Genomic DNA, 18,400 nt, shown 5'->3' with positions numbered 1-18,400 from the left:
TGACTTAAGTCAGGACGGGGTTTAAGATTGCTTTAAAGCGTTAATAAGATAGTTCTTTAAAATTGTTTAATATTAAAATCTGAATCATGAAAAATTTAACAAATCCTCAAGTTTTTGAAGCCATGGATATTAAATTATCTAATGAGCTTCCGCCGGTTAAGACATTCGATCCAGGGCAACTTCGCGCTCCAGATCGTGGTTTAACATTGGATCCAGAAAGAACCAAATTAGCAATAGCTAATGCTCTGCGGTATTTACCAGAAGAATTACACTCGATTCTTGCTCCCGAGTTTTTGAAAGAATTGCGAACTATGGGTCGTATATACGGTTACCGTTTTCGACCGGAAGGTAGAATTGCCGGCAAGCCTATTGATGAGTATGAAGGCATACCAGCTGCCCGCGCTCTGCAAGTCATGATTGATAACAATCTTGATTTCGGGGTAGCGCTTTATCCTTATGAGTTGGTCACCTATGGAGAGACTGGCCAGATATTCCAGAACTGGATGCAATATCTTTTAGTTAAAAAATATCTATCAGTAATGAAAGAAGACCAAACCTTGGTTGTCAGCTCTGGACATCCGGTTGGGCTATTCCCGTCTTCGCCTCAAGCGCCTCGGGTCATAAATACTAATGGATTGTTAGTTGGAGAATGGAATAATATCACCGAATTCAAGCGTTTAGCTGCTTTGGGTGTCTCCAATTATGGGCAAATGACAGCTGGCGGATGGATGTATATTGGCCCGCAAGGGATTGTTCACGGAACTTACATAACAATTTTAAATGCCGCTCGTAAATATTTAGGCTTGGGTCAAGATAAAAATTTACAAGGCATTTGTTTTGTGTCTTCCGGACTCGGGGGGATGTCTTGTGCCCAGTCTAAGGCGGTTAAAATTGCCGGAGGGGTAGCCATTATTGCGGAAGTCGATTATAGCCGAATTCAGTTACGTCTGAAGCAAAAGTCTATTGATGATTATTCTGATGATTTGTCAGTTATCATGAAGAAAGCTAAAGAAAGTAAGGATGCTGGTCGGCCTTTAGCCCTGGCTTATTATGGTAATATAGTTGATCTTTTAGAGGGTTTAGATGAAAACGATTTTTTCTTTGAGCTTTTTTCCGATCAAACTTCTTGCCATGCCGTTTACGAAGGTGGTTATACTCCTGCCGGTTTAGATTTTGCATCTGGCCGCCAGTTGCTCAAACATTATCCGAGCGATTTTATCGCTTTAGTCAATAGATCTTTGTTTCGTCATTTCCGAGTTATAGAGAGATTAATCGCTAAGGGGGCGCATTTTTGGGATTATGGTAATAATTTCATGAATTCCATTTTTCAGGCTGGAGAAAAGACTATCGCCAAAAACCAAGTCAATACTGACGATGGTTTTATCTGGCCTTCTTATGTTGAAGATATCATGGGTCCGGTTTGCTTCGATCGTGGTTTTGGTCCTTTCCGCTGGGTCTGTCTTAGTCATAAGGACGAAGATCTTCGTTTGACAGATCAAATAGCTATGTCTTTAATAGACCCATCCCTAAGCCCTCTTCATTACGATAATTATCATTGGATTGCTAATGCTGCAAACAACGATTTAGTAGTCGGTACTAAAGCCAGGATTCTCTATGCTGATGAAGAAGGACGGATAAATATCGCCTTGGCTTTCAACCAAGCGGTTAGGGATGGTCGCTTAGGCCCTATTATGATTGGACGTGATCATCATGACGTTTCTGGAACCGATTCACCATTTCGGGAAACTGCTAATATTTACGATGGTAGTAGACCGACAGCTGATATGTCTACCCAATGTTTTGCTGGTAATATAGCTCGAGGGATGACTTTGGTAGTTTTATCTAACGGCGGTGGCGTTGGCATCGGACGATCTAGTAATGGAGGCAATGGTATTTTTCTGGATGGCAGTCAAAGAGTAGATGAAGTTTTAAAAAGCAGCCTGTCTTGGGACGTCATGTGTGGAATCGCTCGGCGCAGTTGGGCTAGAAGTCAAGGCGCTATGGAAACAGCCGCACTTTGGAATAATAAACATCAAGCCAATGGTCAGATCACCATTCCTTATCTGGTTGATGAACAATTACTAGATAATTTGGTATATTGATTTTTATGAGTTTTTTGTAATTTTTTGAGTCCTATTTTTTTAATAGGGCTCTTTTTTATTGTGTTGACATTATTCCAGCTTTATCCTAATATAAGGGGAATACATTTTTTGTATTTTATCTTTGAAAATTGAATAACAACCATAAAAACAGACTATGAAAGCAAACAAAATCAAACCAGAAAAGCCTGGCGGGTTTCTGGATTTTAACACCAGCGAATTTTTGGCCAGGGAAGAGATGCTGCGAATAATTAATGGAGTTTTTCGTTCCTTTGGTTATAATCCGATTGAGACGCCTATGGTAGAATTTTCTAAAGTTTTAGTCGGTGAAGATGAAACTTCGAAAAACATTTTCCAGGTAAAAAGCCGTGGAAGTAGTAATGAAGATAATTTATCTTTAAGGTTCGATCATACGGTACCATTCGCCCGTTTTTTATCAGCCAATCCTTATAACGACAAGAAAAGAGAGGGGGTAAAATTACCGTGGCGGCGCATGGTCTTAGGACCAGTCTTCCGTAGTGATTCCCCTCAAAAAGGGAGATATCGCCAATTTTATCAGTTTGATGTCGACATTGCCGGTTCTTCTCTTATGCTGGCAGATGCAGAAATTATCGCTATTATTTATCAAACCTTATCCGCTTTAGGTTTAAAGCGCTTCTTAATTCGTATTAATAACCGCAAGATCTTAAACGGTTTAGCAGAGTTGATAGGGGTGTCTGGCAGAGGCCAGGTTTCCGCTGACGATATTACAAAAGAGGTAATGCGAATTTTGGATAAAATTCCTAAAATCGGCTTCAATCAAGTCTTATCTGAGCTGCAAATGACTCCGGAGAACGAATATGATCCAAGTCCTGGTTTATTGCCGGATGCGATTACAAGGATTTCTCGTTTTTTAGAGATTAGTGGCAGCAACTCCATTAAGCTTGACCAGGCTGAGGCCGTCTTCCACAGAATTTCAATTGCTCAAGAGGGTATATCTGAGTTGAGACAAATTATTTCTTATTTGTCAGATTTTGGAGTACCCGAAGGAACAGTTGAAATAGATTTCTCCATCGCTCGCGGTCTAGATTATTACACCGGTCCAGTTTTCGAAAGCGTCTTAGTAGACGCTCCGGAATTTGGCAGTGTTTTTTCTGGCGGTCGCTACAATGATTTAGTAGCCCGATTTACTGGGAGCGAATTACCCGCGGTTGGCGCCTCGATTGGCGTCGACCGTTTGTTTGCCGCCTTACAGCAGCTTGAACTCGTGAAAGTCAAATCAATCACGACGGCTGAGGTGCTGATTCTTCGATTAACTAATAGCCACGATTCTTATTATTTGCGTTTAGCTAAGCAATTGCGTGATCTTGGCTTAAAGGCTGAGCTTTGCTTGTTAGAGGACACAACCTTCAAATCCCAATTTAACTTTGCTGTTAGCCAAAATGTTAAATTCGTAATTATCGCTGGCGCCGATGAAATTCATCACGATGTAATCAAGGTTAAGAATCTTTTTACCAGGGAACAAACTGAAGTCCCCACAGAAAGAATGAGCGATTATTTTATTTCACTTTCCAAAACAATGTAACCATGGAAAAACAAGTTATTATTACGGGCAGCACTCTGACCTTGGAAGAGGTTGTTTTGATTGCTCGCGGCTACGTCGACGAAACTGGCGATCATCTTTATCCGGTAGTGACCTTATCGGATGATGCAAAAGAAAGAATTACAAAACAGCGGGCCGGCTTAGAAGAAAGAATCGCTGCCGGTGACATCATTTACGGAGTCAATACCGGATGTGGTATCAAGAAAGGTACGATTCTGCCCACCGAAACAATCGATGCTTATCAAAAGCATTATATCCCAGCTCATTGCGTCCAAACCGGGGATTATTTTCCGGAAGAGGTTGTCAGGGCTGCGATGATATTAAGGGTCAATTCTTTCGCTACCGGTTGTTCGGGTATGCGCCTGGAAACCTGTGAAAAAATTCTGGAATTCTACAACAAAGGTGTAATCCCCTGTGTACCGGAGCAGGGTTCGGTTGGCTCAAGCGGCGATCTTGCCCCCTTAGCCCATGTGGCTGCTGCTCTAACCGGTTTGCCCGGACAGGATGTTTGGGCAGAAGATGATGACTCCTTTCTGACTATTTGTTCAGCCCCTGAAGCTATGAAACTTCACAAAATCAAACCTTTGGTTCTCAGGGCTAAAGAAGCAATGGGGCTGACAAATGGCGCAACTTTTACCCTGGCTTTAGGGTTACTGGCGATTTATGACGCGGAAAAATTGTTTAAGTTTTCGGATCTGGCCGCCGCTTTGTCTTTGGAAGCCATCAGAGGTGAAAAAGCAGCCTTTGATGAGAGATTGATCGGTGCCCGCAATCATCAGGGAGCGGCTAAAATCGCTAAAACCATCTTACGTTTTACTGCTGGTTCAAAGAGAATGACGAAAGCATCACAAGATGTGCCTCTGAAAGCAGAAGTTGACGCTCATACTAAAAAGTATGATGAAGGCGGAAAGCCGGTGCCACGCGTTCAGGATGCTTATTCTTTCCGGGCGTATCCGCCGGTAGCCGGTAGCGCTTATGAAGCTTTTAAATATGCTCAACGTGTTTTTACCGATGAAATCAACGCTGCCACTGATAACCCCTTGATATTCCCTAAACCTGATGGCGGTTTCGAAGCTTTGTCCGGTGGTAATTTTCATGGTGAACCTTTGGGGCAAGCCATGGATTTTTTGAAAATCGCCCTGCAGCAGCTGGCAAACATTTCCGATCGCCGTATTTATGCCTTAACCATGACCGGCACCAGTTATGGTCTGCCCAGTGATTTGGCCGGTTTGACCCACCAGGATTTGAATACGGGTTTCATGATCCTGCAGTACTCGACAGCCGCAATGGTTAGCGAGAACAAGGTGCTGTGTCATCCTTCAGTGGTTGATTCTGTCCCAACCTCGGCCAATCAGGAGGATTACGTTAGCATGAGCACGATTTCTGCGCGTCACGCCCACAAGGTTTTAGCCAACTCCCGTTTTGTTATCGCCTGTGAAATATTGGCTGCTTGCCAGGGCATTTCCTTAACTGAGAAAGAGTTGGCTGTTCATGGTTGCGATACTTTGGGCGAGGTGACCGGGGCTGCCTATTCGCTTATCCGTAAACACATTAAAGCCATGGATGATGACCGGATGTTGTCCCTGGACACCGAAGAAATGCTCAAATTGATGAAGGGTGATGAATTGCTGAGTATTTTATAATTGTTCTTTGAAATTTTTTAAGGCTGTCAGTATTAAACTGGCAGCTTTTTTAAATATTGACAATCTCCATTTTTTATTATTTTCCCCTTATTTTTGATGTTTTTGTGCTTGATTTTTATTTTCTTTTCTTTTAAGATTAATGGAGTTTCATATACTAAATTTCAAACTTATGTCGATCGGAGAAAGAATCTCTAAAATGTCTGTTCGCGCCAAATCTTGGTGGATTTTGGCGGTTATTTTCATTTTTGCCATCATGGTCGGTTTGGCTAGCGGTGCCCCTTATTATAACCGGATGCAAGACTGGTTAGCTAAGAAAACTAACCATATCGTGGTTTTGCCGAAGGTCAAGGACCTGCCTTTCAGTCTGGGTTTAGACTTGCAAGGTGGTACCCATCTGGTCTACAAGGCCGATGTGAGTAATATTCCAGAAAGTGATCGCCAAGGAGCCCTTGACGCTTCTCGCGATGTTATTGAGAGAAGGGTGAACGCTTTTGGTGTTAGCGAGCCCTTGGTACAGGTTAATCGCGGAATTAACAACGAATACCGAATCATCGTTGAATTAGCTGGAGTGAAGGATGTCAAAGAAGCGATCAAGAGCATCGGCGAGACTCCTTTGCTTGAATTCAAGGAACAGGGCGAGATAGCGGCTCAGCCAGTAGAAGTTACTCCTGGAAAAGATGGCCAAGCGACGGCCACTCCGGTCAATCTTAATCTAAATGCCTCTTGGAAAAATACAGAGTTAACTGGAAAGAATTTGAAGCGGGCCAACCTGACTTTTAATGGTCAGGATGGCAGCCCGGAAGTATCTTTGGAATTTGATAATGATGGTTCTAAATTATTCGAAGATATTACTGGTCGTAATATTGGCAAACCGGTAGCGATCTTTTTGGATGGATATTTGATTAGTTCTCCCACCGTTAATGATAAGATTACCGGGGGGCAGGCGGTCATTTCCGGCAAGTTTTCTACCGATGAGGCTAAGATGTTGGTTAAGCGTTTGAATTCCGGAGCTCTGCCAGTACCTATTTCTTTGGTATCCCAGAAGACGGTCGAAGCAAGTTTGGGTTCTAAGTCAATCGATAATAGTTTGAAAGCCGGTTTGATCGGTTTACTTCTTGTGTCTTTGTTCATGATCTTATATTATCGTTTACCAGGCTTCTTGTCCGTTATTTCTTTATTGGTTTACGGTTTGACCGTATTGGCGATATTTAAAGCCCTGCCAGTCTGGTTTGCCTTGATTATTGTGGCCCTGATGGTCAGTCTCATGTTCTATACTTTTAATGAATTGAAATTATTTAATGGCGTCATGTCCCTTTTGTTCGTGGTGGTGGGCATCTTATTGTTCTTTTACGCTTTAAAGCCAGTCACCCTGTCCTTATCCGGTGTCGCCGGCTTCATCTTGTCTATCGGGATTGCCGTCGACGCGAACATCTTGATTTTTGCCCGTCTTCGGGAAGAGCTACGGGAAGGCAAGTCTTTAAGTCTGGGCCTAGATAACGCGTTTAAAAGAGCTTGGCCCTCAATCCGCGACGGCAACGTCTCGACCATCTTAACTTGTTTCATCTTGATGTTCTTCGGAACTTCTTCAGTCCAAGGTTTCGGCACCACTTTATTTATCGGTGTCGCCGTCTCTATGTTTAGCGCTATCGTTATTACCAGGATATTCCTGTTGTTAGCGGCAGGAAAGCGCTTGGAGAAAAACCTATGGCTATTAGGGGTGAGACGGAAGTTGGAATCAGGAGAAAATAAATAAATCGCATATTCATAAGAAATATATGGTGTATAAAATTATTCAAAAGAGAAAAATCTTTTTGTCCCTGTCTACCCTGGCGGCCATCGCTTCGATTTGTGCCCTGTTTTTCTGGGGCCTTAACTTCGGGATCGATTTCACCGGAGGTAGTTTGATGGAGGTAGAGTTTAAGAACTACCAACCCAAGATTACCGAAATCCAGGATGGTCTCAAGGATGCTAATTTGCACAATCTTGTTATCCAACCCACCGAATCTTCAGTTATCCTACGTTTTAAAGAAAATAACGAGGAAGCGCATCAGCAGGTATTGAGCATGCTTAAGGATTTAGCAGTTAAAAATAATAAGGATGCTAGCATCAAGGAGCTAAGCTTTGATTCTGTCGGTCCTTCGATCGGCCAAGAGCTTAAAAGCAAATCCTTTAATTCTGCTTTTATAGTCTTAATCGTCATTATCCTTTATATATCCTACGCCTTCCGTAAGGTGTCCAAGCCGGTTTCTTCTTGGAAATATGGCGCGGCAGCTATTATCGCTTTGATCCATGATGTTTTATTTATCCTCGGAGTCTTTTCTGTCTTAGGACATTTCTACGGCATAGAGATAAATACTCCTTTTATCGCGGCGGTTTTAACGGTTTTGGGCTACAGCGTCAGCGATACTATCATCGTTTTTGATCGTATTAGGGAGAATCTGCCCAAGAGTAGCCTAGATTTTGAAGGCACGGTTAACGCCAGCGTCAACCAAACTATTACTCGTTCCGTTAACACCTCTTTATCAGCTATCTTAGCTTTATTAGCCATCTTGTTTTTTGGCGGTGCTACCATCAAGGATTTCGCCTTGGCTCTAGCGATCGGTATCTTTATCGGTACTTATAGCTCGATTTTCATCGCCAGTCCAGTTTTAGTAGTTTGGGAGAAATTACAAGCTAAGCGCGGTAAGTAATTCAGTCTGATAGTGTTAAATATAGAAAGAGCTGGCCATACCAGCTCTTTTTTACTTGTGTTATAATCAGAATAGTTTAAGCTAGCCATTTATGAAAAAATTTTTCGGACGCGATATTTTGGATATGCTCAGCGAAGTCAGTGCTTTAGCCCTGGTTTTTGGCGTTCCTCTATATTTCGGAATCCTGTTTCCGACCTATAATATTTTTGAACTTGATAAATTGGTGCTTTTCCGGATAGGAGTTCTTTTTTTGCTTGCTCTGAGCCTACTAAGGATAATATTTTATTATCCTTTTTCTCCTTTTAAGGCCGAGCCAAGTCTTAGTCGCCTGGCTGGACGTTATTTTATTGCTCCAATCTTGTTTGTTTCTTTGCTGGCTCTAATTTGCTTATGTTCTTCTAATATTGGTCTTAGCTTTTGGGGTTCTTATGCGCGCCAGGAGGGCTTAGTGAATTACCTTTTCTATTTTTTATGGTTTATTTTGCTAGTATTTAATATTTTAAGCCTGAATAACTCTTTTCTGAATAAGACGGAAGAGCTTAGCTTGAAAGCTAGGGTAAACAGGAATTTAAAGAGATTATTCATTACTATCCTGGTTAGTTCGAGCTTGGTCAGCCTATATGGCATCATGCAATTCTGGGGTTTGGATTTCTTAAGCTGGCCGGAACCGCCTCTTATTACTAGGCGGACTTTTTCTTCTTTCGGCCAACCTAATTTTTTAGCCTCTTGGCTCCTGATTAACATTCCTTTTAGTTTTTATTATCTAGTGAAAAACAGGGGTTTGTGGCGAAAGCTTCTTCCAGCTTTAGCCCTGATTCTCCAATCCATCTGCTTGCTTTTTACCGCTAGCCGCGCCGCCTGGGTCGCCTTGTTTGTCAGTATCGGCTTATTCTTTTTGTTGTATCTGTGGCGCAGGCTTAAATGGTCGAAAAGCCGAAAATTGCTTGTCTCTATTTTTGCCCTAATTCTAATATTTTTGTCGGCTTTCGGAGTTAATAAGATCTCAGACGGGAGATTATCGGCCATGTTTAGCTTCCAATCAGGTAGTGTCGCTATTCGTTTGCGTTTCTGGGACATAAGTCTGCCGGCGATAGCCAAGCACCCAATTTTAGGACACGGCTTGGAAAATTATTCCCAAGTGTTTTTAGCCGCTTATCAGCCTCAATGGGGCGCGGATGGGAATATAAATGCCTACACTGATCGCGCTCATAATTTATTATTAGACATACTTTTGGCTGGCGGACTCGTTGGATTATGTGCCTGGTTGGTTTTGTTCTATTTCATCTGGCGCCTGTTAAAAGATAATTTGAAGATTGGGGATGATTATTTTCTTAATCAAAGCTTGGCCTTTGCCATCCTGTCCTACCTGCTTTCTTTGGTTTTTGGTTTTTCTTTCGTCAGCGGTAACATTTATTTCTTCTCCTTGTTAGCGGTTTTAGTGGCTTTGCACGTTTCTTATCAGCAAGCAGGCCAAGAGCCGGGTTTGTGGCCGCAGCTAATCCGCCAGCGCTTAGAGAATTTATCGAAAAGATTAAAGCATCGCCAGGTAATTCTAGGTGGAGAAATGAAAAAAGAACTTAAGATTTTACTGGCTATCGCCGTGGTAGTCATGGCGACTTGGCAGATGGCTTTCCAGGTCAAGATCCTGATCGCCGATCATTATTTTAATGCCTTATATTTTAATCTGTTTGATAAAAAATACTTTACCGCTTATATTTTGGATAACTACTTGGTTCACACTAGTACTAGCCCTAATAACCAGGTCTATTACCGCCAAATCTTTGCTAACCAACTAAGTAGCGATTGGCCATCAATCTCTGAGTTAAGCGTAAAGAAATTCGGCCTTATTAAATTATCCCAAGCGATTCCGGTTTTACCCGATTGGGGTTATGAAAATTTATTAGCTAGGTCTAAGGCGAGCGCTGTCTTGGGCAATTTTAGCGAAGCCGACAAAGACTGGGAATCAGCTAGCAAATTAGGGCCCAATTTACCCCAGACCTATCTGGACGGAGCGCGGATTGCTGGTTTGAAAAAAGATTGGCCGCAGGCAGAAAACAATTTTAGCTTAGCGCTCCAACATATGCCCGATGTAGCTGATCCGCAAATGAATTTTCAGCATCGCCAGGTCGCCCTAACTTACCGTTATCGTTTAGAGAAAGAATGGGGGGATATGAATTTCCAGCGGGCCGATTATTCTGAAGCAGCCAGGCATTATCATCAGGCTTATTTAGCTAATCCCAGCGACTTCACTCTCTATAAAAATATCGCTGATACTTACTACCTCCGTCACGATTTTGTTAAGGCGGTCTATTATAATGAATTAGGCTTTAGGCGCAGCCCGGGAGATTATGCTTGGCCGCTGGCTATCAGTCTCTCTTATCGTGAGGCGGGAGATAAAGTTAAGGCTCTTGATTATCTGAATAAAGCGCTCCAGCTGTCGCCGGATAATCCGGACTTAGAATCTTTACGCCAACTATATTTAAAATAACAGTTTATTAATTTAAATTTTTATGGTTTTCTTCTTATTATTATCGATGTTTGTTTTCGGTCTGGTTATTGGCAGCTTTTTGAATTGTCTGATTTGGCGCTTATATAAGGAAGAGAGCCTTTGGGGACGTTCATATTGTCCGGAATGCCGGCACCAGATCGCTTGGTATGATAATATCCCGCTGCTAAGTTACATTATTTTAGGCGGACATTGCCGTCATTGCCATAAAAGGATCTCTTGGCAGTATCCAGCGCTTGAATTATTGACAGGGGTTTTATTTGTCTTAGCGGGTATTAAGAATTTTGGTGGTTGGGCGCAGTTAAGCGCCTACACCTCAAGCGACATCTTATTCCATCTTAGCTCAGCTCGTTTTTATCTGTCTTTGGGTCGAGATTATTTCATTATCGCTGCCATGATGATAGTCTTGGTTTATGATTTACGCTGGTATCTTATTTCCAATCTAGTTATTTGGCCGGCGGCTGTTATAATTTTTATTTTAAATATTATTTTGGGTTTGGGATGGCTGAGTTCCTTGGTTTTTGCCCTTATCAGCGCTGGCTTTTTTTGGCTCCAATTTGTAGTGACGCGGCGTCGCGGCCTGGGGGAAGGTGATATTTGGCTAGGCTTATTATTAGGTTTTATCTTTCCTGATTTGCCCAGCTGGTGGCTGATGATAATTAGCTCTTATTTTCTGGGCTCCCTGGTGGGCTTAGCCTTAATGATAAGCGGTCGGAAAAAATGGGGTTCTAAGCTGCCTTTAGGTGTGTTTTTGGCTATTGGAGCCATAATTATCCTGCTTTTCGGGCAGGCAATCATTGGCTACTATCTGACCCTTAGAGCCTAGCCTCCAGGGCGGAGAATTTTATTGTTAAAATTTATAAAATTTAGTATAATTAGCTTATATAAATAAAACACCGACCCGGCCAAGCCGGCTCGGTATTAAAGTGTCTATGAAAAATGACATTATCGCCGGTTTAGACATTGGTTCAACCTCTATCCGTTTAGTTATCGGCCAACAGGTTTCCGGTTTGGCTGGTGATGAATTACAGATTATTGGCGCTGTGTCTGTGCCGACCGCTGGCGTTAGTAAAGGAATAGTCAATAGCATCGAGGAGGCAACTTCTTCTATTTCTGCTTGTTTGGAAAAGGCGGAGCGTTTAATTGGCGTGCCTATTTCTAGCGTTTGGGTTAGCATAAATGATCCTTATATCAAGTGCGAGCGCAACAAAGGCGTGGTAGCCGTTTCTAAAAGCGACGGCGAAATAAGCCATAATGACGTGGAGCGTGCTGTCGAAGCCGCCAGAGCCTTAGCCGTGCCGGTCAATTACGAAATACTCCATGTTTTGCCGGTTAAATTCGCGGTTGATAATCAGGCTGACATCAAAGATCCGATTGGCATGAGTGGCATCCGGCTGGAAGTGGAAACTTTAATAGTCCAAGGCTTAAGTACGCAGATTAAAAATCTAACTAAGGCTATATATCGGACCGGTTTAGAGATTGAGGATTTGGTTTTGGCTCCCTTAGCCGCGGCTGAGGCAGTTTTAAGCTCAAAGCAGAAGGAGCTGGGGGTGGCTTTGGTTAATATCGGGTCTTCGACCACCTCGCTAGCTGTTTATGAAGAAAGGACCTTGATCCATACGGCTATTTTGCCAATCGGTTCCGAACATATTACTTCCGACATTGCTATTGGCTTGCGTTGCCCAATCAACTTAGCGGAAAGGATAAAGAAGGAATATGGCCAGGCAAATCCGGCAGTATTTTCTAGCAAAGAAGAGGTTGATATCAGCGCTTTAGTTAAAGAAGAAGAGGTTCATGATGATATTTCCCTGATTTCCCGTAAGTATGTCGCTGAAATTATCGAGGCTCGGGTGGAAGAAATTTTAGAAAAAGTGGAGCATGAATTTAAAAAGATCGACCGAGCCGGGATGTTGCCAGCTGGCGTAGTCTTCGTCGGTGGTGGCAGCGAACTTAACGGGTTAATCGATATTGCCAAAAAGAAATTGCGTTTACCGGCTGGCAATGGGGAGGCTAGAAATACGAAAGTAATTATTGATAAGGTTAAGCATCCAGAGTTTCTGACCGCTTTAGGCTTGGTAGTTTGGGGTGGCAGCGGTGAAAATGGAGCGGCTGGTAGCGGAGCTGGCTTTAAGCCGAATCTAAAAGGGATATTCGAAAAAACTAAAGGCTTTTTCCAGAAAATAATGCCAAAATAAAAAGTATTAAATATAAACTTATGGCGGAAGTAAAACCAGAAGTAGAGACCTTTGCTAAAATAAAGGTAGTCGGCGTCGGCGGCGGCGGCGGAAGCGCCGTCAACCGTATGGTTGAGGCCGGCATCAAGGGGGTGGAATTCGTGGCTGTTAATACGGATATCCAGGCTTTGCATTATAATAAAGCCAAAGAGAAAATTCATATCGGAAAGACTGTTACCAAGGGCTTAGGAGCGGGTATGAACCCGGATTTAGGCCGCCAGGCGGCCGAAGAGTCTCAGAATGACCTGAGAGAGGCCCTAAAGGATTGTGATATGGTTTTTGTGACCTGCGGCTTGGGCGGTGGCACCGGTTCAGGCGCTTCGCCGATAGTAGCCCAGATTGCTCGTGACTTAGGGGCCCTGACAGTCGCGGTTGTTACCAAACCTTTTGTGTTTGAGGGTGGCCAGAGGAAAAATATTGCCGATCGGGCCTATGCTGAGCTGGCTGATAAAGTTGATACGATAATTACTATCTCTAATGATAAATTATTACAGGTTATTGATAAGAAAACCTCGCTGTTAGAGGCATTTACGATCGCTGATGATGTTTTGCGCCAAGGTGTCCAGGGAATAGCCGAAATTATTACCGTTCCTGGCATCATTAATGCTGATTTTGCCGACGTTAAGGCGGTCATGGCTAATGCTGGTTCTGCTTTGATGGGTATTGGCCAGGCTGGCGGTGAGAACAAGGCGATTGAAGCCGCTAAAGCCGCTATTAATTCCAATCTGTTAGATATGTCGATCGATGGTGCTCGGGGTATCGTCTTTACCATTACTGGCGGCACAGACTTGACCATGAACGAGGTCAGTGAAGCGGCTAAAGTTATTACCTCGGCGGCTGACGATGAAGCCAAGATCATCTTCGGAGCAGTTATTGATGAAAAGCTTAAAGATCAGATTAAGATTACGGTCGTCGCTACTGGTTTTGACGGCAAGGGACGTAGTCCAAAATTGGAAGTAAGCAAGGCCTATACCCCCAGCGCTTTTATGGAGAAGGAGATAGAAAAAGAAACGGCGCCAGAAGAGAAAAGCAAGCTTTCGATTTTTAAGAACATCCAGAATAGGCCAGTTATAGAAAAGAAGCCGGAGAAGAAACAGGAAGAGGATGATTTGAGCGTGCCAGCATTTATTCGGAAGAAGATGGGTTAAGAAATTTCTAAATTTTCAAAAGAAGGCTCTCAAAGGGCCTTCTTTTAAAATAAGCCCCTTTTTAGGAGCTTACCAATTTAGTCAAACGTTTCCACGTTTTTAGAAACAAGATCAATGACGATGAATGAATCACTTATCCTTTGACTAGGAACATGGATAATGCGAGCGATTATCAGGCCTTGGCCGGCGTCTTTAAGCTCGAACAGCTTGCCCCTTATCCAGGCGATATCGTTAGGAGCCAGGGATTCATAGCCTTTCGCTGTCTTGAGGAAAATAAGGCCTCTTTGTCGGTTGGCAGAAATCATTAGGACGTAGTGTTTGCCCTGATCGACCCAGCCATGGTAAACACCGGTCGGAGCAATGGTTTGGAGGTAATAGGAATAGAGCCACCTCTCTTCGTACAGGATTTCTCCTTTAGCTTTAATAACAGTACTGGAGTCAGCGTCTAGCACCTTTACCTCCGGGTTGATTTCCGGATTAAGCCTGAAATCTTTCAGAACCCTGTCGGTTGGCAGGGAGGCATAGAATTTGGCAACTTCCTCCTTTGAGGCGTTTTTAAAATCGATTTGGGCCCGAGCGGACCAGGCCGAAAAGACGGCCAAAACGGTGATTAGAAGAATGTTTTTCATTATATCGGTTTTTGTTGTTTAGAAAGATCTTTTAATATATCAGCTTATTGTTTTTTTGGCTTTATGTCAATTATTAATTACTATTGACATTTTATATTTTATATTTTATATTGTATTATCATGCATTCTATCTTATAGATTATAAATAGATCTTTAATAACCCTATAATAGTAACTTAAAACGAAGGAAATAATGAAGAAAACCCTTAAATTTTGCATGTCCTTGGCGATGGCGTCTATGTTCATGCTTATAGTTAATATCCTGTTTGCTCAGGATTCTATCAGGCCGCCAAGCGTTAAACCGGCTGACAGTACGGTGCTGGAACCGAGCATTTTTATCGGTAGCGGCTACATGTTTGATTACAGCGGTTCTGGCGGCTATACCTATGCCTGCTTAGGCTTGATGGCCAAGAAAGGCAGTATGCGTTGGGGTGTATTTACTAATACCACCAGAGTATATGTACGCTTTAATGATTATGATTTCGTGGCTACCGAGTTTACCCTCGGGCCAGCTCTTGATGGTTGGGGCAAGTGGGGCGTAACCCGCTCCTATTCATTCTGGGCTCAACCAGGTTTTAAAATTTTCAGAGATTACGGCCATGATCGTGGTTATATTAATCAAGCCTGGCAAAAGGATTATGGTTTTTATGGCGTCTTCGGAGCTAATATCAACGACAATCTTAATCGTTGGTTTAGAAGCTATAAGGTTAACATTATGTACCAAAAGCCTTTCTGGTCTAAACGAACAGGCATTATCGAGGACGAATGGCTAAACTTTAAAGCCACGAATAAGACCTATTTCAAGGTACAAGCCGAATCTACCGGAAAAAAGATACATTCAGGCCGCGGGCGGCTGGAACCCAAGCTTGTACTTGGATATTTATATGATGGTGGCAGCCGTAAAGACCTATTTGAATATGGTACGGGCATAGCTTTTTCCTTCATGAAGGGCGATAGGTATCTAGAGGCGTTCAACCTCCAGTATCGCCTTCGTTATGGCACCGATTTCGGCCAGCCCTTCCACGTAATTGAAGTGGGCGTAGATTTCTTTAATTTATATCAATTATGGCGATCTTAAAAACAATAACCCACGAGGTTTCTGAATAACACAGGAGCCTCTTTTTTTATTAGTAAAGATTGTTTAAGTTATCCACAGAATTTATGATTTTTTGTAAAAAATATTATTTTTTCAGGAAAATTAGCCTATTTGACCCTTATTCCCAATTTTGCTAAAATATAGGTGTACCACAATATTTAGTGTTTGAAGCCTAAAGAGGCCACTAAATATGGTAAAAAGCCTATGAAATGCCCGATTTGTTACTATCATGATACCAAGGTAATCGATTCACGGGTAGCGGCCGACGGACTTTCAATCCGCCGCCGCCGCGAGTGTTTGAAATGTGATTTCCGCTTTTCCACTTATGAGGAGATTGAGCTCCTAGATTTGGTGATAGTTAAGCGGGATGGGCGGAGAGAGGCTTATAGCCGGGAAAAATTAACCAGCGGTTTAAAGAAAGCCTTAGAAAAAAGGGCGATTACCGAAGATAAATTCAAAAAATTAATTCATAATATCGAGCGGGACCTGCAAAAGCTCCAAAAATCAGAAATCACCTCGCGCCAGATCGGCCAGGTGGTTATGAAAAGCCTGAAAAAGTTCGATCAAGTCGCCTATATCCGTTATGCTTCCGTCTATGAGTCTTTTAAGGACGCCCATGAATTCAAGAAGGAGCTTAATAAGCTAATTAAAGATAAAAAATAATTTCAAAATCCCTATGCTTGAAATGATCACCCAGATTCGTAAACGGTCCGGCGATATTACCGCTTTTGACCAGAAAAAAATCACCAAAGCCATCAAAAATGCGGCGATGGCGGTTGGTATTAATAACGAAGCTCTTTATCAAGAGTTGAGTGATAAGGTAGTAGAGAAGCTGCGTATTAAATTTCATAAGAATAGTATTCCCGCGGTTGAAGAAATCCAGGATTTAGTCGAGGAAACCTTGATTGAAGAGAAACAAACCCGGATTGCCAAAGCCTTTATCATCTATCGTGATCAGCATCGCCAGCTCCGTGATATCAATCAGGCGACCGAGGACGAAAAATTAATGGAAAGCTATCTGGGACAATCGGATTGGCGCTTAAAAGAGAACAGTAACATGAGCTTTTCCGTCCAGGGCTTGAATAATTACGTAGCCTCGGCCATCTCGGCCCGTTATTGGCTGAATAAGCTTTATCCAGAGAAGATTCGCTTGGCCCACGTCAACGGTGATTTCCATATCCATGATTTAGGTTTGCTCGCTCCATATTGTTGCGGCTGGGACTTAAAAGACCTCTTAACTCGCGGTTTCCGAGGTGTCCGGGAAAAAGTCCAAAGTAATGCCCCGAAGCATTTCCGTAGTGCCTTAGGCCAAATTATCAATTTTTTCTATACGATGCAGGGTGAGGCTGCCGGCGCTCAAGCTTTCGCTAATTTTGACACCTATCTCGCTCCTTTTATCCGTTATGACAATTTGAGCTATAAGGACGTCAAGCAGAGTCTGCAAGAATTCATGTTTAACATTAACGTCCCGACTCGCGTCGGTTTTCAGACTCCTTTTACTAATATTACAATGGATGTAACCCCTTCTCCTTTAGTCGGAGAGGAAAATGTGATTATCGGCGGCAAGATAATGCCAGAAAAATATAAGGATTTTCAGGCGGAAATGGATATGTTCAACCAGGCCTTCGCTGAGGTTATGCTCGAAGGCGACTCGACTGGGCGCGTCTTCGGTTTCCCGATTCCTACCTATACGGTCGATAAGGATTTTGATTGGGACAGGGAATGTTTGAAGCCGGTATGGGAAATGACCGCTAAGTATGGCATCCCCTATTTTTCCAATTTTGTTAATTCTGACATGAAGCGCGATGACGCCCGCTCAATGTGCTGCCGCTTACGCCTCGATAACCGGGAATTAAGAAAGCGCGGTGGCGGCTTGTTCGGCGCCAATCCGCTGACCGGAAGCTTGGGGGTGGTAACTATTAATCTGGCTCGCCTGGGCTATTTATCCAAGGATCAAGATGAATTCAGAAAACGTTTAGTCGATCTCATGGACTTAGCTAAAGAAAGTTTAGAGATAAAACGCAAGGTAATTGAGAAGTTTACTAAGGATCGTCTCTATCCCTATTCTATGTATTACCTCGATGGGATTTATCAGAGATTCGGCACTTATTGGCAGAATCACTTCAATACCATTGGCATTAATGGCATGAATGAATGCGCCCTTAATTTATTGGGCCAGGATATTACAACGCCCGAAGGTCATAAGTTCGCCGCTGAAACCCTGGATTTCATGAGAGAAAAATTAATGGATTATCAGAACGAAACTAATAATTTATACAATCTGGAAGCGACTCCGGGTGAGGGTTGCACCTATCGTTTTGCCAAGAAGGACCAAGAGATTTATCCTGACATCATTTGCGCCAATAATAATGCAGTCAAGAACCAGAAGGCCGATCCTTATTATACTAATTCTACGCATTTGCCGGTCGGTTATACTGACGATATATTTTCTGCTTTAGACCTACAGGATGAGCTCCAAGTAAAGTATACGGGCGGCACGGTTCTGCACGGTTACCTAGGGGAACGCTTGAATAATGGTGAAGCCGCTAAGAAATTAGCTCGTAAAATCATCGAAAATTACCGTTTGCCTTATTTCACCATTACTCCGACTTTCTCAATTTGTCCTAAACACGGCTATTTATCGGGTGAACATAAGTATTGCCCTAAATGCGATGAAGAAATCGGTTATCAGGAAGACTTGAAGCATGAAGAGGTGGTCAGAGTAGAAGCCTAGCTTGCTATCATTGAATTAATATAAAAATTATAAATAAAAT

13 protein-coding genes are annotated in these 18,400 nt (G+C 42.8%); 12 read left to right on the top strand and 1 reads right to left on the bottom strand.

What is annotated here, in order from left to right:
• Positions 1-122: 122 nt before the first annotated feature.
• From WC441_03555 to ftsZ, 9 genes are all read left to right on the top strand, one after another.
• A complete protein-coding gene (locus tag WC441_03555) occupies positions 123-2,102 on the top strand; it encodes a urocanate hydratase (protein ID MFA5163578.1) in 1,980 nt (659 codons plus the stop codon).
• 154 nt (positions 2,103-2,256) lie between these two features.
• Complete coding sequence (gene hisS / locus WC441_03550) at positions 2,257-3,663, top strand: histidine--tRNA ligase (protein ID MFA5163577.1); 1,407 nt, start codon at positions 2,257-2,259, stop codon at positions 3,661-3,663.
• Between the two features lie 2 nt (positions 3,664-3,665).
• Positions 3,666-5,324: an aromatic amino acid ammonia-lyase gene (locus WC441_03545; GenBank protein ID MFA5163576.1), complete on the top strand. Its 1,659-nt coding sequence runs from the start codon at positions 3,666-3,668 to the stop codon at positions 5,322-5,324.
• Positions 5,325-5,493: 169 nt separating this feature from the next.
• Positions 5,494-7,077 carry a preprotein translocase subunit SecD gene (locus WC441_03540; protein ID MFA5163575.1) on the top strand — a complete coding sequence of 528 codons (1,584 nt, stop codon included), beginning with the start codon at positions 5,494-5,496 and terminating at the stop codon, positions 7,075-7,077.
• A 22-nt stretch (positions 7,078-7,099) separates the two neighbouring features.
• Positions 7,100-8,014, top strand: coding sequence for a protein translocase subunit SecF (gene secF / locus WC441_03535; protein MFA5163574.1), 915 nt, complete (start codon positions 7,100-7,102; stop codon positions 8,012-8,014).
• Positions 8,015-8,105: 91 nt separating this feature from the next.
• A complete protein-coding gene (locus tag WC441_03530) occupies positions 8,106-10,502 on the top strand; it encodes an O-antigen ligase family protein (GenBank protein MFA5163573.1) in 2,397 nt (798 codons plus the stop codon).
• 22 nt (positions 10,503-10,524) lie between these two features.
• Positions 10,525-11,346 (top strand): prepilin peptidase, encoded by an 822-nt coding sequence (locus WC441_03525; GenBank protein ID MFA5163572.1) that lies wholly within the window; start codon positions 10,525-10,527, stop codon positions 11,344-11,346.
• Between the two features lie 106 nt (positions 11,347-11,452).
• Positions 11,453-12,715: a cell division protein FtsA gene (gene ftsA, locus WC441_03520; GenBank protein MFA5163571.1), complete on the top strand. Its 1,263-nt coding sequence runs from the start codon at positions 11,453-11,455 to the stop codon at positions 12,713-12,715.
• 20 nt (positions 12,716-12,735) lie between these two features.
• A complete protein-coding gene (gene ftsZ / locus WC441_03515; protein ID MFA5163570.1) occupies positions 12,736-13,902 on the top strand; it encodes a cell division protein FtsZ in 1,167 nt (388 codons plus the stop codon).
• Positions 13,903-13,979: 77 nt separating this feature from the next.
• On the opposite strand, the gene WC441_03510 is transcribed toward ftsZ, so the two are convergent.
• Complete coding sequence (locus WC441_03510; protein ID MFA5163569.1) at positions 13,980-14,531, bottom strand: hypothetical protein; 552 nt, start codon at positions 14,529-14,531, stop codon at positions 13,980-13,982.
• Positions 14,532-14,723: 192 nt separating this feature from the next.
• Between WC441_03510 and WC441_03505 the strand changes: the two genes are divergently transcribed.
• The 3 genes from WC441_03505 to WC441_03495 all read left to right on the top strand — a co-directional run bounded on the left by WC441_03505 (position 14,724) and on the right by WC441_03495 (position 18,360).
• Positions 14,724-15,608 carry a hypothetical protein gene (locus WC441_03505; GenBank protein ID MFA5163568.1) on the top strand — a complete coding sequence of 295 codons (885 nt, stop codon included), beginning with the start codon at positions 14,724-14,726 and terminating at the stop codon, positions 15,606-15,608.
• 222 nt (positions 15,609-15,830) lie between these two features.
• Positions 15,831-16,289: a transcriptional regulator NrdR gene (nrdR, locus tag WC441_03500; protein MFA5163567.1), complete on the top strand. Its 459-nt coding sequence runs from the start codon at positions 15,831-15,833 to the stop codon at positions 16,287-16,289.
• Positions 16,290-16,311: 22 nt separating this feature from the next.
• Complete coding sequence (locus WC441_03495; GenBank protein ID MFA5163566.1) at positions 16,312-18,360, top strand: ribonucleoside triphosphate reductase; 2,049 nt, start codon at positions 16,312-16,314, stop codon at positions 18,358-18,360.
• The last annotated feature ends 40 nt before the right edge of the window (positions 18,361-18,400 follow it).

The organism is Patescibacteria group bacterium (assembly GCA_041651355.1).
In the GTDB taxonomy this organism is placed as follows: domain Bacteria; phylum Patescibacteriota; class Patescibacteriia; order Patescibacteriales; family UBA12465; genus JAPLVX01.
This window is presented reverse-complemented; position numbering and strand designations above follow the sequence as displayed.

Bases quoted from the DNA above. Each gene is read 5' to 3' on its own strand.
- ftsZ (MFA5163570.1), top strand. From the start codon at position 12,736: ATGGCGGAAGTAAAACCAGAAGTAGAGACCTTTGCTAAAATAAAGGTA.
- WC441_03540 (MFA5163575.1), top strand. From the start codon at position 5,494: ATGTCGATCGGAGAAAGAATCTCTAAAATGTCTGTTCGCGCCAAATCT.
- nrdR (MFA5163567.1), top strand. From the start codon at position 15,831: ATGAAATGCCCGATTTGTTACTATCATGATACCAAGGTAATCGATTCA.
- hisS (MFA5163577.1), top strand. From the start codon at position 2,257: ATGAAAGCAAACAAAATCAAACCAGAAAAGCCTGGCGGGTTTCTGGAT.
- secF (MFA5163574.1), top strand. From the start codon at position 7,100: ATGGTGTATAAAATTATTCAAAAGAGAAAAATCTTTTTGTCCCTGTCT.
- WC441_03510 (MFA5163569.1), bottom strand. From the start codon at position 14,531: ATGAAAAACATTCTTCTAATCACCGTTTTGGCCGTCTTTTCGGCCTGG.
- WC441_03545 (MFA5163576.1), top strand. From the start codon at position 3,666: ATGGAAAAACAAGTTATTATTACGGGCAGCACTCTGACCTTGGAAGAG.
- WC441_03505 (MFA5163568.1), top strand. From the start codon at position 14,724: ATGAAGAAAACCCTTAAATTTTGCATGTCCTTGGCGATGGCGTCTATG.
- WC441_03525 (MFA5163572.1), top strand. From the start codon at position 10,525: ATGGTTTTCTTCTTATTATTATCGATGTTTGTTTTCGGTCTGGTTATT.
- ftsA (MFA5163571.1), top strand. From the start codon at position 11,453: ATGAAAAATGACATTATCGCCGGTTTAGACATTGGTTCAACCTCTATC.
- WC441_03530 (MFA5163573.1), top strand. From the start codon at position 8,106: ATGAAAAAATTTTTCGGACGCGATATTTTGGATATGCTCAGCGAAGTC.
- WC441_03555 (MFA5163578.1), top strand. From the start codon at position 123: ATGGATATTAAATTATCTAATGAGCTTCCGCCGGTTAAGACATTCGAT.
- WC441_03495 (MFA5163566.1), top strand. From the start codon at position 16,312: ATGATCACCCAGATTCGTAAACGGTCCGGCGATATTACCGCTTTTGAC.